Source organism: Chitinophaga qingshengii (assembly GCF_014529935.1).
Classification (GTDB): Bacteria; Bacteroidota; Bacteroidia; order Chitinophagales; family Chitinophagaceae; genus Chitinophaga; species Chitinophaga qingshengii.
On the sequence record NZ_JACVFC010000001.1, the window covers coordinates 1,930,240 to 1,946,765 of the forward strand.

General features: G+C 49.8%; 12 protein-coding genes. 10 read left to right on the plus strand and 2 right to left on the minus strand.

What is annotated here, in order from left to right:
* Positions 1–8: 8 nt before the first annotated feature.
* From ICL07_RS07305 to ICL07_RS07315, 3 genes are read left to right on the plus strand one after another with little or no spacing between them, the layout of a single operon-like run.
* Positions 9–1,109: a DUF6528 family protein gene (locus ICL07_RS07305; protein WP_188087262.1), complete on the plus strand. Its 1,101-nt coding sequence runs from the start codon at positions 9–11 to the stop codon at positions 1,107–1,109.
* A gap of 4 nt (positions 1,110–1,113) precedes the next feature.
* On the plus strand, positions 1,114–2,154 hold the full coding sequence (locus tag ICL07_RS07310) for a DUF6528 family protein (RefSeq protein ID WP_188087263.1): 1,041 nt from the start codon (positions 1,114–1,116) through the stop codon (positions 2,152–2,154).
* A gap of 16 nt (positions 2,155–2,170) precedes the next feature.
* A complete protein-coding gene (locus ICL07_RS07315) occupies positions 2,171–5,284 on the plus strand; it encodes a glycosyl hydrolase (RefSeq protein WP_188087264.1) in 3,114 nt (1,037 codons plus the stop codon).
* 49 nt (positions 5,285–5,333) lie between these two features.
* Here the strand turns inward: ICL07_RS07315 and ICL07_RS07320 are convergent, their stop codons facing one another.
* Both ICL07_RS07320 and ICL07_RS07325 read right to left on the minus strand, forming a co-directional pair.
* Positions 5,334–5,492 carry a class I lanthipeptide gene (locus tag ICL07_RS07320; protein ID WP_188087265.1) on the minus strand — a complete coding sequence of 53 codons (159 nt, stop codon included), beginning with the start codon at positions 5,490–5,492 and terminating at the stop codon, positions 5,334–5,336.
* A gap of 255 nt (positions 5,493–5,747) precedes the next feature.
* Entirely contained in the window at positions 5,748–6,002 is a 255-nt protein-coding gene (locus ICL07_RS07325; protein ID WP_188087266.1) for a hypothetical protein, read from the minus strand.
* Between the two features lie 260 nt (positions 6,003–6,262).
* On the opposite strand from ICL07_RS07325, the gene ICL07_RS07330 reads away from it, so the two are divergent.
* The 7 genes from ICL07_RS07330 to ICL07_RS07360 all read left to right on the plus strand — a co-directional run bounded on the left by ICL07_RS07330 (position 6,263) and on the right by ICL07_RS07360 (position 16,523).
* Positions 6,263–6,664, plus strand: coding sequence for a hypothetical protein (locus ICL07_RS07330; RefSeq protein WP_188087267.1), 402 nt, complete (start codon positions 6,263–6,265; stop codon positions 6,662–6,664).
* A 152-nt stretch (positions 6,665–6,816) separates the two neighbouring features.
* Positions 6,817–7,902 (plus strand): efflux RND transporter periplasmic adaptor subunit, encoded by a 1,086-nt coding sequence (locus tag ICL07_RS07335; RefSeq protein WP_188087268.1) that lies wholly within the window; start codon positions 6,817–6,819, stop codon positions 7,900–7,902.
* 22 nt (positions 7,903–7,924) lie between these two features.
* The gene (locus tag ICL07_RS07340) at positions 7,925–11,119 is read left to right on the plus strand and encodes an efflux RND transporter permease subunit (protein WP_188087269.1); all 3,195 of its coding nucleotides are present in this window, start codon (positions 7,925–7,927) and stop codon (positions 11,117–11,119) included.
* A 5-nt stretch (positions 11,120–11,124) separates the two neighbouring features.
* Positions 11,125–12,555, plus strand: a complete 1,431-nt coding sequence (locus tag ICL07_RS07345; protein ID WP_188087270.1) for a TolC family protein — start codon at positions 11,125–11,127, stop codon at positions 12,553–12,555.
* Positions 12,556–12,774: 219 nt separating this feature from the next.
* Positions 12,775–13,611, plus strand: a complete 837-nt coding sequence (locus tag ICL07_RS07350) for a M57 family metalloprotease (protein WP_246484987.1) — start codon at positions 12,775–12,777, stop codon at positions 13,609–13,611.
* 297 nt (positions 13,612–13,908) lie between these two features.
* Entirely contained in the window at positions 13,909–15,486 is a 1,578-nt protein-coding gene (locus ICL07_RS07355; protein ID WP_188087271.1) for a Na+/H+ antiporter, read from the plus strand.
* Complete coding sequence (locus ICL07_RS07360) at positions 15,486–16,523, plus strand: MBL fold metallo-hydrolase (protein WP_188087272.1); 1,038 nt, start codon at positions 15,486–15,488, stop codon at positions 16,521–16,523. Before ICL07_RS07355 ends, ICL07_RS07360 begins: the two co-directional genes overlap by 1 nt.
* Positions 16,524–16,526: the final 3 nt, after the last annotated feature.

Genomic DNA, 16,526 nt, shown 5'->3' on the forward strand with positions numbered 1-16,526 from the left:
TATACACGATGAAAAATATCAATATCATGGCAGGTACTTCCTGCTTAAGGGTTCTCCGTGTTCATTGGATATTTTTTACCGCCATCGTATTGGCCATTTCCTGCAAACGGCAGGAAGCGGCCATACAAGCGGAAAAAGAAATGGTGTCTACCGGGAAACCACAAACAGAACTGGCTACCTGTTGCTGGGTATCCATTACCAACCAGGCCACCCGGAAAGTGGAAGTATACGATCCCGCAGATGCCAGCTGGACCACGCCCAAGTGGAGCTGGATGCCTGCCACCGCGCTGTCGTATAACGCTACCAGTGAGCTCCCCCTCTGGGATACGCCCACCGATGTTAAAGTCCGGAACAACACCGTATTTGCCAATACCGCGCAGGTGATCACCGCCACCTCCTATCGGCTGGCTACCATCGCCCGCTATACGGGAACGGGTACACGCGGACAGAAACTCTGGGTAATGGGTTTTAACGACACCACCCGGCTGCATGCCATGGAAATATTGCCGGACGGCAACAGCGTTGTCGCCAGCGCGGGCGCAGCATGGCCACAGGGCTGGATTCGTATCTATTCATCTTCCCAGCCTTCTCCCAATCATGGGGTGAATACACAGTACTATTTTATTTCCGCACATGCCGTCCTGTGGGACCAGACACACCAGGTGCTATGGGCCCTGGGCAATGAACTGCGGAAATACGGTTACAATACACCCCGGAGCGGCGGCACCATTACCAATCCCAAACTGGATCTGCTGACATCTTATACCGTGCTGCCCAGCGCCTGGGGGCATGATCTTGCCGCCGATGTGAATAATCCGGACCAGCTGTATCTTACTACTAACGGCGGCGTATATATTTTCCACATCTCTACCGGTACTTTCAGCGACGTACCCGGGGCGGCACAGGATACCTTTGTGAAAGCCATCAGCAGTCAACCCGGACAAAATACGCTGGTGGAAACAAAGCCCGGTGCAGGTTGTACGCTCAATAACTGGTGCACTTCCGTGGTTAACTTCTACAATGCTACCAACGGCGCTGCCGCCGGCTCTCGTACCGTTAGCGGAGCAGCCATTTACAAGGGAAAAACTTTCGATCCAAACTACTATTGATCTTATGAAGAAACTAATCATATCAGGGGCTGTCCTGTGTGCTACGATCGCCGCCTGCAGCAAAAATAACGGTAATGACACCACCGCTCCTCCAAAGCCTTCAATCGTGAATACGCCGGAACCATATCCCGGCTTTCCGCTGGCGCTCACCAATGGCGCTACCAAACAAATAGAAATCTATGACCCGATGGTTACGGACTGGAATGCTGCCAATGCCAAAACGGGACGGTGGTCTCCCACCACCACCCTCGGCTTCAGCACTGATGAAATCAACCGGTTTGGCGGTGGTACCGATTTTAAAGTACGCACTATCAACAGCATCACTTATGCAGCCCTCGCCGACAACTCCATGGCCGCTATTATCGCGTATCCTTCCGGGCAACGGGTATGGTCCAAAGTAATTAGCGGCAACCTGCATTCGGCGGAGCTGCTGCCGAATGGCAATATCGCCCTGGCAGCCTCCGATGGCAACTGGATCAGGGTATATACGGCATCTCAGGGGGCTAACAGCAGCACCTATACGGAGTTTCCGCTGGCAGCGGCGCATGCCGTTCTATGGGACCCGCAACTCCGCTGCCTCTGGGTAACCGGCCGGGATGTAGCCACCAAGGCACATATCCTCACAGCCCTGGCTATCGGCGGTACAGACGCGGCGCCCGAGTTAACGGAACTCACACAATACCGGGCAACGCTGCCCACCGCCTGGGGACATGAAGTCAGCGCGTACCAGGGCAATAAAAATCTCTTGTGGGTAACGACTAACGGTGGCGAATATGTGTATAACAAAACCACTAAAACGCTCTCCATGGCGCCTACCAATAACCTCACTTTTGTAAAAGGCATGGGCAACCAACCCAGCGGCCAGCTGGTACTGGTAAGGCCGGATGCAAATAAAAATCCGCGTCCGCAAATCAGTTGCTCCGCCAATGACTGGTCCACCAGCACCATCGACTTTTACACCGCAGGCGGCCAATGGCAAGGCTCCAGAGTAGTGAATGGCGCTTGCTTTTATAAAGTAAAAATTCTTGACGCGAACTATCAGTAACAAAAAATAGCAGCCTATGCAGAAAAATATTGCCCGGTTGCTGTGCAGTATCCTGGCCCTCGCCGCGGTGTCAGGAGCCACGCCGGCAACAGCACAGCAAAGATTCGAAGACGTAGCAGCCAGGTTTAAAAACCCTGGCCGGGATTACGGAACAGTGCCCTTCTGGGTATGGAATACGAAAGTCACCAAAAACAACATCGATTCGATGTTGCTGGATTACAGCAAAAATGATTTCGGCGGTATCATCATTCATCCACGCCCCGGACTCATTACTGAATATCTCTCCAAAGAATGGTTCGACTTGTTTGAATACGCCGTTCAGCAGGGCAAAAAACTGGGACTGAATATTTGGATATACGACGAAAACTCCTACCCAACCGGCTTTGGAGGCGGACTGGTAGGCGAAGCCATGCCGGAAGCCTACAACCAGGGGCAGATGTTGTACATGGAGGAAGTCAACCAGCTACCGGCTGACCTGTCGCCTTATTTCCTGTGCCTGAAAGAAGTAGACGGAGCGTTTAAAGACATCTCCCAACAGCTACAAACAGAAACCGGAAAAACAGGCCGCTACCAGCTATTCAAAAAAGTAAACTACCAACGCTCCAACCGCGGATCAGTGGCCGGTCCTATCGGGGTGTCCTATGTAGACCTGATGGCGAAGGGCGTCACCGAAAAATTTATAGATGTCACGTACAAAGGCTATGAAAAAGTAGCGGGCAAAGAATTCGGAAAAGCCATTAAAGGCGTTTTCTCCGACGAACCCACCATCATCAATGAAGGCCGGAACTGCGTACGCTGGACACCCGATTTATTCGATAGCTTTTACAAGCGCTGGGGATATGATCTGCGTCTGCACCTGGCCGCGCTCTTTAAAGAAACCGGCGACTGGAAACGGGTACGTCACAACTATTACGAAGTGCTGCTTCAGCTGTTTATAGACCGCTGGTCTAAGCCCGTGTATGCGTATATGCAGCAACATCATCTTACCTGGACAGGTCACTATTGGGAACATGGCTGGCCCAGTCCCTATCACGGACCGGATAACATGGCCATGTATGCCTGGCACCAGATGCCGGGCATTGATATGTTGTTTAACCAGTTTAATGAAGATAAACCCGTACAGTTCGGAAACATCCGCGCCGTGCGGGAATTAGCCAGCGTAGCCAATCAGCTGGGGAAAACACGTACCCTGTCGGAAACCTATGGCGGCGGTGGTTGGGAGCTTACCTTCAAAGACATGAAACGCCTGGCCGACTGGCAGTTTGTACTGGGCGTCAATTTCATGAACCAGCACCTGTCCTTTATGACGTTAACGGGTGCACGTAAATATGATTATCCGCCCAGCTTCTCCTATCATGAGCCGTGGTGGCCGTATTACCGGTATATGAATCATTATTTCACGCGCCTGTCCTACCTGTTGTCACAAGGGCAGCAGTATAACGATATACTGGTAATAGAGCCTACCACCTCCGCCTGGATGTATTACGCCAGAGATGGAGAAAATCAACGTTTCTTCGACATCACCAAAAAGTTTAATGATTTTGTGACGCTGATGCAACGCGCCTACCTGGAATATGACCTGGGTTCGGAGAATATTATCAAAGACACCGGCCGTGTAGCCGGCAACCGCTTTATCATCGGTAAACGGGCCTACAAAACAGTTGTGGTTCCGCCTGGTATGGAAAACATCGACGGCGGCACTTTCCGGCTGTTAAAAACGTATATGGCTGCAGGTGGTAAGGTCGTTTGTTTTGAGCCGCTGCGGATGGTAGATGGCGCACCTGATGCGGAACTATCGAAATTCAGTCAGCTGGCACAGGTGCAGGAAAGCAGCAGAGATGTGCTGTTATCCCAATTCCGCAACAACGGTTTTCAGCTTTCCGCTACCGGCGGTAATATGTATCACCAGCGCCGGAGGCTGGCTAATGGCGAACTGGTGTTGTTCACCAACGCCAGCATGACGGAAACCACTAACGGCAACATACACACGTCAGGCGCCGATGTACTCGAAATGGATCTCCATTCCGGGAAAATCTCCCGCTATGATTACGCCACACAAGGCAAGAAGGTACAGTTTACGGTGAATATTCCACCTGCCGGCAGCCTGATGTTGTTCATCGCGGATAAAAAACAAGCCGGTTATCAGCGAAATCCGCCGCCAGCTAACCGGGCAACAGTCAACGCTTCTCCCACCATCATCAGCAGAGCGGCAGACAACACGCTGACGATCGACTTTTGCGACCTGCAGCTATCGGATACCCTGTATACACAAATACACGTGGGCATGGCGTCCAACACCGCGTTTAAACATCATGGATTTACAGACGGCGTAGGTAATCCCTGGAATAACCGCACCCAGTTTAAGGATGCCATTGTAAAGCGAGACACCTTCTCTACCGGTAGCGGTTACACGGCGATTTACCGTTTTAACCTGGCAGATGGTGTTGCCTATGGAAACTTCAAAGCTGTGATAGAACAACCAGGGTTATGGCACGATGTAAAAATCAACGGCATCGCCGTTAAACAGGAACCCGGGCAATGGTGGCTGGACCGCTCCTTTGGCGTATACCAGATCGGCCGTTACCTGAAAACGGGCGATAACGAGCTGGCTGTGAGCGTAACACCCATGAGCGTGTATGCAGAGATAGAACCAGTGTATATTTTAGGCGATTTTAACCTGGAAGCTGCCTCCCGTGGTTGGCGCATTATACCGCCGCAGCCCATACAGCCTGGCTATTGGCGGCAGCAGGGAATGCCTTTATATAGCCAGGGTATCACTTATACCAAAACATTCCAGGCAGATCATCCCGGGGCCGCCTATGCCGTGGAATTAGGAGCATGGAAAGGCAGCGTTGCTGCCGTGAAAGTGAATGACTCCCTGGCCGGTATCATCACTGCCGAACCCGACAGGCTTGACATCAGCGGCTTCGTTAAAAAAGGAACCAATACAGTAGCCGTCACCGTTATCGGCAGCCTGAAAAACCTGCTGGGGCCTTTTTACAACAAACCCGCTCCCGGGCTGGTAGATCCGGGTAAATGGTACAATGTAAAAACGCAACCACCGGGGAATGAATATGATATCTATGATTATGGTCTGACAACAGATTATGAGATAAAGGTTATCCGCTAAATGCAGACAGCCGCCGGGAAATAACGTGTATTCCCCGGCGGCATTTTTTTTAGCAGAAATGGCCGTTACGGCGCACTTCATCATCACAATTGATAAAAGTGTGATAGGAAATCTTGCCTTTTAAGGTGTCTTTCTGGTCGCTCAGTGATCCAATAGTTGATTTGTTGACCATCAGTTTTTTGGTCAGAGACAGTTTTTTCTTTTTCATTTTCATAACATTTAATGGTAAATCCCCCCTGTCTTTTATTTGATTACACGGCCATGGGGTGGGTTATTCAGCACGGTTAACTTTATCCAAAGTGGTTTTTTGAGGATTTGATCATGGGTTAAACGATTGTTGTATCTAAAATACAAAATTTTGGCTCATATGCCGTGAGTAGTGCTAAATATTTTTAGGGCCTGTTGCATCACGGAATCTTTTTCAAACACTTTTTTATACATACCCTGTTTCTTCACCGACAGTTCAAGCGATTTCTTCCGGGAAGCATCCAGGTCCTTTCCTTTCAGTGTATCGGAGGCTTGCCAATGCCGCCAATGCACCCGGGTAATCTTTTTTCAACAGACAATGTAGTTTTTGTTCTCCCGCACCATCATTACCCACTATAATGTTGAAGGCTACACGTTCCTTTTGGGTGATGGCTTCTTTTAAAGCGATGGCCTTCCTGGGTTTACAGGCGCCCAGGCCGATTAACAACAGAAACAATGGCAGTTTTTTCATATGGTTACTATTTTTAAGTGGAATGACCATTATTAATATACTTCCACCCTATTTCAATCTCGTCATCAGCAACAACAGCATTAAACCCGAAAACATTTTTTCCCTATAACAATCTAAAGAATAAAAACAAAAATTGCAACATAAAAACCATATACACCAAAGCATCTGATAAAAAATGTAACACGTTCCCCCCAATTTTAAAGCAAATTTAATTTTCAACTATACCTACTTAATTGTTTTGATATTATTTTTGACGTCTGATGATGAGACTATTATATCTCCTGTCATTATGTTTTCTTTTATTGGGAAGCTATGCGCACGCGGACGAACTCCGTTTAGATCATTCTTTTCAACAGTGCATCGAAAACCCGGTACCTGTTACGTTGGCCACTATGCCCAACAGCAACGGGGTGATCTATGCCATTCCTTCCGGTAAAGAAAGTATAACCGACAGGTTGAAAGCAACGGAAATCGAAGAGGACTGCAATTCGGAATCCTTCAGGAAACTGTTGGAGACCGGCATTTGCCGTATCACCTCTTTTTATGCACTTCAGCCTGGATCTGTTCTTCCCAGCCTCTGCAGCCAACGCAGACCCACCCTGCCACACTTTTCAGGCACGGCGGCCGACAAGTTTATTGTCTACCGTGTCATCAGAATTTGATTCGTTCTTCCGCTACAGGTGACCTCCATCACCTGATATCACCATTTACCTATTGACATCATACTGTTGATCATGTGACCCACATCGCATACCCGCTATGCGACCGGGATTGTCATGCGCCAACCGACCTGAATCCAAGCATCATAAACTATATGAAAAGAATCGTCATGCTCATGGGCCTGTATGCCTTGTTGTGCCATACAAGCTGCAAATCATCCAAAGGAGAAGAAAAAGAAGAAGCTACCAAATTCCTGGTGACCACTCCATTGAAAATGGATACGACCATCACCAAGGAATATGTATGCCAGATACGTTCCATCCGCAACATCGAACTACGCGCACAGGAAAAAGGCTACCTGCAAGGCATCAACGTAGATGAAGGCCAGACCGTCAAAGCAGGACAACTCCTGTTTAAGATCATGCCCAAACTCTACGAAGCCGAACTGGCTAAATCTGAAGCGGAAACCAAAGCGGCAGAGATTGAACTGCAAAACACACAAACCCTGGCCGATAAAAACGTAGTATCCAAAAATGAACTGGCGCTGGCCAATGCCAAACTGCAAAAAGCAAAGGCGGAACTGGCACTGTCCAAAGTACACCTCGGTTTTACAGATATCAGAGCGCCTTTCGATGGCATCATTGACCGCCTGCACCTGAAACTGGGCAGTCTCGTCGGCGAAGGAGACCTGCTCACCACCCTCTCCGACAACAGCCACATGTGGGTATACTTCAACGTATCTGAACCGGAATACCTGGACTACCAGGCCAGCTTAAAAAGCAAAGGTCCGATGAAAGTAAACCTCCTGATGGCTAACAAACAGGTATTTAAATACCCCGGCACCGTAGAAACCATCGAAGGCGAGTTTAACAACGAAACCGGCAACATCGCCTTCAGGGCCAATTTTCCTAACCCGGATAAACTGCTGCGCCACGGAGAAACCGGTAGCATCCTCATGGACGTACCCCTGAAAAATGCCCTGATCATCCCACAAAAAGCAACCATGGAAATCATGGACAAAAAATATGTTTTCGTGATCGGGAATGACAATGTGGTGCATTTAAAAGCCATCACCATCGGTGCCGAAATGCCGGATCTGTATGTGATCAAAGACGGGCTGGCTGAAAATGATAAAATATTGCTGGAAGGTTTACGCAAGGTGAAAGACAACGACAAAATATCCTTCGACTTTGAAGCACCGGCCAAGGTGATCACCCACCTGAAGCTGCCAACGGAATAACATAAACCAAAAGCAAAAAGACATGTTCAATATATTCATGAAACGGCCGGTCTTTGCGATAGTGATATCCCTTGTCATTATCTTCATGGGCGTGCTGGCCATCAATACCCTCCCTACCTCACAGTTTCCCTCCATTGCACCGCCCAGGGTAATTGTGAGCGTAGCCTATCCGGGGGCCAGTGCCGATGTACTGGTAAAATCCGTACTCATCCCCCTGGAAAAGTCGGTCAACGGTGTACCAGGTATGAAGTATATGACTTCCGACGCCACCAGCGCCGGCGAAGCTAATATACAAGTCGTGTTCGACCTTGGCACCGATCCCAATCAGGCCGTAGTAAACGTAAAAAACCGTATCGAACAGGTAACCAACCGTCTCCCTGAACTGGTACAACGCGAAGGTATCGTGGTGAACATCCTTCAGCCCAACATGCTGATGTATGTGAACGTGTACAGTAAAGATCCCAAAGCTGACGAGAACTTCCTGTACAACTACTCCAATGTAAACATCCTCCGGGAACTCAGCAGGGTAAAAGGTATCGGTAACGCCCAGATCCTCGGTAGCCGCCAGTACGCCATGCGTATCTGGCTGAAACCCGACCGGATGCGGGCCTACAACGTGTCTACCGACGAGGTGATGGAAGCCCTGGGCAGCCAGAGCATCATCGGCTCCCCCGGCCGCCTGGGCCGAAGCGACGGCAAACGCTCGGAAGCACTGGAATATGTGCTGACCTACCAGGGAAGATATAATCAACCCGAACAATATAAAGATGTCATCATCCGCGCCAATGCGAACGGTGAACTGCTGCACCTGAAAGACATCGCCGACGTGGAACTGGGCAGCGAATTCTATGATATCTACTCCAATCTCAACGGACACCCCTCCGCGGCCATTGTACTGAAACAAACCTACGGCAGTAACGCCAGTGATGTCATCAAGGAAGTAAAAGCCAAACTGGAAGAGATGAAAGCGGATTTCCCGCCGGGTATGGATTATCAAATCAGTTACGACGTATCCACCTTCCTAGATGCTTCTATTGAAAAGGTACTCCATACACTGGGAGAAGCTTTTGTGCTGGTAGCCATTGTGGTATTCCTCTTCCTGGGCGACTGGCGCTCTACACTGATCCCCACCCTGGCGGTGCCGGTATCCCTGGTAGGCGCGTTCTTTTTTATGCAGGTCTTCGGTCTTACCATCAACCTCATCACCCTGTTCGCCCTGGTACTGGCTATCGGTATCGTGGTAGACAACGCCATTGTGGTGATTGAAGCGGTACATGCTAAAATGGAAGAAGAACACCTGGCCCCCTATGCTGCCACTAAAAAGGTATTGCATGAGATCAGCGGCGCTATCGTAGCCATTACTTTTGTGATGGCGGCGGTGTTTATACCGGTATCGTTTATGCCCGGCCCGGTTGGTATCTTCTACCGGCAGTTTGCCATCACCATGGCTACTTCCATCGTACTGTCCGGCGTAGTGGCGTTAACGCTCACGCCTGTACTCTGCGCTATCCTGCTGAAAAACAACCACGGCCAGCCGAGGAAAAAAACGCCCATCCAACGTTTCCTCGATGCCTTTAACCGGGGCTTTGAAAAACTCACGGGCAGGTATACACGGTTAATGGAAAAAATCGTTAACCGCCGTGTGATCACCTTTGCTATCCTGCTGGGCTTCGGCGCAGGTATCTTCGGTATCAGCCAGGCACTGCCCTCCGGCTTTATCCCCAGTGAAGACCAGGGCATGATCTACGCCATTATCCAAACACCGCCCGGCTCCACACTGGAACGTACCAACGATCTTGCTAAAAGAGTACAACAAATCGCTGAACACGTGGAGGGTATCGAGTCTGTGTCTGCACTGGCCGGTTATGAAGTCCTTACGGAAGGCCGCGGTTCCAATGCCGGCACCTGCCTGATCAACCTCAAGGGCTGGTCTGAACGTAAACACTCCGTGAACCAGATCATCGCTGAACTGGAAGAAAAATGCCGCGATATCCCCGGTGCTACCATCGAATTTTTCGGTCCGCCTGCGGTACCAGGCTATGGCGCTGCCGGCGGTTTTGCCCTGCGTTTGCTGGATAAAACCAATAGCGACGACTACAAGGAAATGGAAAAAGTAAACGATGAGTTTATGGCTGCATTGAGAAAACGTAAGGAACTCACCGGCCTGTTCACCTTCTACAGCGCCAACTATCCGCAATATGAATTGCAGATAGACAACCAGGCAGCCATGCAGAAAGGTGTTTCCATCGGTAAAGCCATGGACAACCTCTCCATACTGATAGGCAGTACCTATGAACTGGGCTTCATTCGCTTCGGTAACTTCCTGAAGGTATATGTACAGGCCGCCCCGGAATACCGGCGCTTACCAGACGACCTGATGAACCTCTACGTAAAGAACAACCGCGATGAAATGGTGCCCTACTCCGCATTCATGCATATACAGAAAACACATGGACTGAATGAGATCACCCGGTACAATATGTATAACTCCTCCGCTATCCGTGGGGAACCGGCAGCGGGATACAGCAGCGGCGAGGCTATTAAAATCATCGAAGAAGTAGCGGCTAAAACACTGCCGCACGGCTACGGCATCGACTGGGAAGGCCTTTCCAAAGACGAAGCCGGCCGGGGTAACGAAGCGTTGTACATCTTCATGATTGTACTGTTCTTCGTATACCTCATCCTGGCAGCGCAATATGAAAGTTTCGTACTGCCGCTGGCGGTAGTACTCTCGCTGCCGGCCGGTGTTTTCGGTTCTTTCGTGTTACTGAAATGTATGGGTCTCTCTAATGATATCTATGCCCAGGTAGGGCTGATCATGCTGGTAGGCCTGCTGGGCAAAAACGCGGTGCTGATCGTGGAATTTGCCGCGCAGAAACATCGTGCAGGCGTTTCCGTATATGATGCCGCGATAGAAGGAGCCAAGACACGTTTCCGTCCCATTCTGATGACCTCCCTCGCTTTTATTGCGGGATTGGTACCGTTGATTTTTGCTACCGGTCCGGGCGCCATCGGTAACCGCACCATAGGCGCCTCCTCACTGGGCGGTATGCTGATAGGGACCATTTTCGGTGTCATCCTCATTCCGGGGCTGTACTTCATATTCGGTAGCATAGCAGCCAAACGCAAACTGATAAAAGACGAAGACGAAAAACCGCTCACCGAAAGAAAGATACTCATTATAGAAGAAGCCGACAGCTTTAACGCAAGAAACTGATCATCATGTTAAGAACAAAATACCGATATATAGGATTCATCTGTCTTTCCCTCAGCTACGCCGCCTGTAAGGTGCCGGAGCTGACGGGAAAGACCGCCGGCCAACAGGTGCCGGAGCGCTTCAATCAGTCGCAGGATACCACCAACACCGCACAGGTACAGTGGAAGCAGTATTTCACGGACCCTAACCTGGTAGCGCTGATTGATACGGCCCTGAAAAACAACCAGGAACTGAATATCACCCTGCAGGAAATTGAGATTGCCCGCAATGAAGTGAGGGCCAGAAAAGGCGAATACCTGCCGTTTGTAGGTGTGAAAGCCGGCGCCGGGATTGATAAGGTAAGCCGTTATACCAATATCGGCGCCATGGAAGAAAACACGGAAATCAAACCCGGCAAGGAAATGCCGGACCCGCTGCCGGACTACCTGTTAGGGGTATACGCCAATTGGGAAATAGACATCTGGCATAAGCTGCACAATGCTAAAAAAGCAGCGGTGGCCCGTTATCTCTCCACTGTAGAAGGACGGAACTTCGTAATCACCAACCTGGTGGCCGAAGTAGCCAACTCCTATTACGAGCTGCTGGCGCTGGATAACCAGCTGGACATCGTAAAACAGAACATGGAGATCCAGCAAAACGCGCTGGAGATCGTGAAACTGGAAAAAGAAGCCACCCGGGTAACGGAGCTGGCTGTACGTAAATTTGAGGCAGAAGTGTTAAAAACACAAAGCCTGCAATACGATATCCAACAGCAGATCACAGAAACGGAGAACCGGATCAACTTCCTGCTGGCACGTTATCCGCAACCGATTACCCGCAACGGTCAGCGGTTCGATGAACTGGTACCGGCATCTATTCATGCCGGCATCCCATCTCAGCTGTTGGCCAACAGGCCGGATATCAGGCAGGCGGAACTGGCTATGGCAGCGGCACAGCTGGACATAAAAGTGGCGAGGGCTCAGTTCTATCCTTCCCTGGGTATCTCTGCCGGTATCGGCTACCAGGCATTTAATCCGGGTTACCTGTTGCGTACACCGGCCTCCCTGCTGTATTCCGTGGCAGGTGAACTGGCAGCGCCGCTGGTGAACAGGAATGCGATCAAAGCCACTTATTACAGCGCTAACGCCAAACAGATACAAACCGTTTACAACTACGAACGGACTATCTTAAACGCCTATGTGGAAGTAGCCAATCAGCTGGCAAAAATCAACAATCTCGAAAAAAGCTATGATCTGAAATCCAAACAGGTAGTAGCGCTCACGCAGTCTATCACCATTTCCAACGACCTGTTCAAATCAGCACGGGCCGATTATATGGAGGTGTTGATGACACAGCGTGATGCGCTGGAATCCAAATTTGAACTGATCGAAACAAAGAAACAGCAGTTAAATGCCATGGTAAATATTTACCAGGCCCTTGGCGGCGGCTGGAACTAGGCATGAGCGGTTCAAAACGGCAATAGCCGGCCTCGTGCCGGCTATTGTTTTTTGTTGTTGCAACAAGAATGCAGTAACAGTTTTTAACTTCAGTTTAACGAGAGCCCTTATATAGTATCTGTAGCAAACAAATCGATAGCCCAATGTAATGATAGCAACCAAAATCTGTCCGCCTGCTTCAGACTGTTATGTAAACCCAAACCCTCAAAAATCTGACAAATGAAAATGACTGTTAAACAGGCCATAGGCCTTGCCCTTGTGGTGGCTATTCTCTCCGGAGTAGTGTACTCCTGTAAAAGAGATAATGACCAGCAACTCGTTAACCAGGAAAAACAAACGCTTTCCGATGATGTAAAGCAACAGATCTCCAGCCTGGGGTATAGCACAGAAAATGCCCGGGTGGTGAAAGGTGGTTATGTGGTAGAAGGTGATATCTTTCTGACACATGAATCCCTGAATTACAAACCTAATTCCCCTGTTTTACGTATTGCCAATGATGAGCAATACCGGACCAATTGCCTGATTCAGGGCCTGCCACGAACCATCACGGTTACCGTTACCGGCCTGCCTGCTGGTTATGCAACAGCCACTGATATTGCTATTAACCGCTACAATGCGCTGGGTTTGCGGCTTAAATTTCAACGTATTGCCTCCGGTGGTCAAATCACCATCCAATATGCCAGCCTGGGCGCCGGCGTACTCGGGCAATCTGCCGGATTCCCTAATTGCACTACCGGCAATCCTCCCAGCCCTATTTATCTGAACTCTGATGCCAACGCCCTCGGCAGCAACCCTAACCAGAACTACCTGGCTACTGTAATTGCCCATGAAATTGGTCATACTATTGGGTTCAGACACACCGATTATTTCAACCGTTCCTACAGCTGCGGCGGCACACCTGTTAACGAAGGTTCTGCCGGCGTAGGCGCTGTATGGATTCCTGGTACGCCTACCGGCGCCGATCCAAACAGCTGGATGCTGGCTTGTATCCCGAACGGCGCAAACCGTCCTTTCAATGCTAATGATATTATCGCATTGAGATACCTGTATAACTAATAACAACAGCCAGGCAGGACGGGGTAGCTGTCATACATATACGGTATGCCGTCCGTTACATATAACTTATAAAGGTTGCTCTCTCCGTTAGGAATGAAGAGCTGGGACCTGTTTGTTGTAAACAGACCAGTAAAAAATCAAAGGGCCGGCAGGTAGCCGGCCCTTGTTAATGCAACCAGGCAGATAACCATCTTTCTATCAGGTAAAAACAGAATGCATGAAAAGTATTACATTTAATGCAGGTAACGCCCCCCTGGCGTAAGATTGTACTTTCAACGTTTAACTATATACGCAGGTATGCTCGAGCACTTTCCTTTTTATCTGGCGATCATCGTCCTGATTGTGTTGTTAATCATGCTGGGAAACAAGATCCGGGTAGCTTATCCGGTGCTGCTGGTACTGGCCGGACTGGCCGTCAGCTTTATTCCCGGTATCCCGGTACTGAAGATAGACCCTGAACTGATTTTCATTATCTTCCTGCCACCTCTGCTGTACGAAGCCGCCTGGGCCAACTCCTGGAAAGAGCTATGGCATTGGAGAAGGATTATCGGCAGCTTTGCCTTTGTCGTTGTTTTCCTGACCGCTATTTCCGTAGCGCTGGTAGCCAATTCCTTCATCCCCGGCTTTTCGCTGGCGCTGGGCTTTTTGCTGGGAGGCATCGTTTCTCCGCCCGATGCGGTAAGCGCCAGTGCCATCCTGAAGTTCGTGAAGGTGCCTAAGAGGCTGTCGTCTATCCTGGAAGGGGAAAGCCTGCTCAACGACGCCTCTTCCCTGATCATTATGCGCTTTGCCATGGTGGCTGTTGCCACCGGACAATTTATCTGGTACCAGGCAGCATTGAGTTTTGTGTGGATGATCGCCGGAGGCGTAGCTATCGGGCTGCTGATAGGACTGGTCTTTATCAAAGCCCATAAATGGCTCCCCACAGATGTGAATATGGATATTATCCTCACGCTGGTAACACCCTATGCCATGTATATTGGCGCAGAAGCGGCCCATGCCTCGGGTGTACTGGCAGTGGTGAGCGGCGGCCTTTTCCTCTCCTATCACCGGCACCGCTTTTTAAGCGGCTCTTCCCGCCTTCGGGGTGAAAATGTCTGGCAGAGCATCGTATTTCTGTTGAATGGCCTGGTGTTTATTCTCATTGGCCTGGACCTCCCGGAAATCACTGCCGGCCTCAAAAAAGAAGGCATCAGTTTTTACCAGGCTACCGGCTATGGCCTCATCATCACGGCCACGCTCATTGCAGGCAGAATGCTGGCAGGCTACGGCGCGCTGATCTTCACTAAAATAGCCAGCCATTTTATTACCGTGGCGGATAAAAACCCCGGTACCCGGGCGCCACTCATCATGGGCTGGACCGGCATGCGGGGTGTGGTATCCCTGGCAGCCGCCCTGTCTATCCCCGTCGCCTTTGACAACGGAGTTCTCTTTCCCCAGCGGAACCTGATCCTGTACATCACGTTTATTGTTATCCTCGTCACGCTGGTACTACAGGGCCTCACCCTTCCTGCCCTCATCAGAAGGGTTAAACTGCCGGACTTTAACGATCACCTGCCGGAAGAAGAAACAGAAATACTTATCCGGGAAGAACTGGCTACTGCATCGCTGGATTATATACAGCAATATCATGCGGAAGAACTGGAACACAGCTTTCACCTGCAAAAGCTGGCCAGTCAATGGCAAAACCAGCTACAGTCGGATGAAACAGTTGCTGTACCGGAACAGATAAAAACCGCTTATCAAAATATATTGAACCATCAACGCCAACACCTGTTGGATAAGAATAACAACAATGAACGTATCGATGAGGAAATCATCAGAAAATTCCTTCATCGGATAGATCTGGAAGAAGAAAAACTAAAACTGGACTAATGAAGAAATTATTCGGAAAAGCACCTGACCCATCCCGGAAAGCGTATTTCAACACACTCTCCAACTATAAAAACGGACAATTCCAGAACCAGATCGTTACGCCGGCGCTGGTAGAAGGACAAAGTATGCTCAAAGTACTCTGGCATTTCTTTGGTAAACATACCGACACCGAACCTAAATCCCCTATTCCTTTTGTGAATACGGACCTGAAACAGCTAAAACCGGATGAAAACGTGCTGGTCTGGTTCGGTCATAGCTCCTACTTCCTCCAGATTGATGGACGTAAACTCCTCATCGATCCCGTTTTCAGTGGTAATGCATCCCCTGTAAAAGGTTCGGTAAAAGCCTTTCCCGGCTCCAACCACTACCAGGCGGACGACCTGCCGGACATCGATCTGCTGCTGATTTCGCATGATCACTGGGACCACCTCGACTATACCACCATACAACAGTTGCAACAAAAAGTCAGCAAAGTGGTTTGCGGATTAGGCGTAGCGCAACATTTTGAATACTGGGGCTGGGATAAAAGTAAGCTGATTGAAAAAAACTGGTACGACAGTTTCACGCCACTGGAAAGTTTTCATCTTACCCTCACACCGGCCCGGCATTTTTCCGGCCGGCTTTTCAGCAGGAACATCTCCCTCTGGACATCCTATGTATTACAAACGCCCACCAAAAAACTGTTCCTCGGCGGCGATAGTGGTTACGGACCTCACTTTAAAGAGATCGGAGAACGTTTCGGTCCTTTTGACCTGGCGCTGCTGGAATGCGGGCAATACAACGAGCGATGGCCCTATATCCATTCCCTGCCGGATGAGATCATCCAGGAGGTGCGGGAACTGAAAGCCGCTCATTTTATGCCCGTACATAATTCCAAGTTCAAACTGGCACAGCATCCGTGGTATGAACCGTTGAAACAGGTGACCATGTTGGCGGAAGCGGCGCACCTGCCGGCTATCACCCCTAAAATCGGGGAAAAAGTCAATCTGGATCATCTGAATAAAAAATGGGAGAAATGGTGGGAGCAAATAAAATAGCAC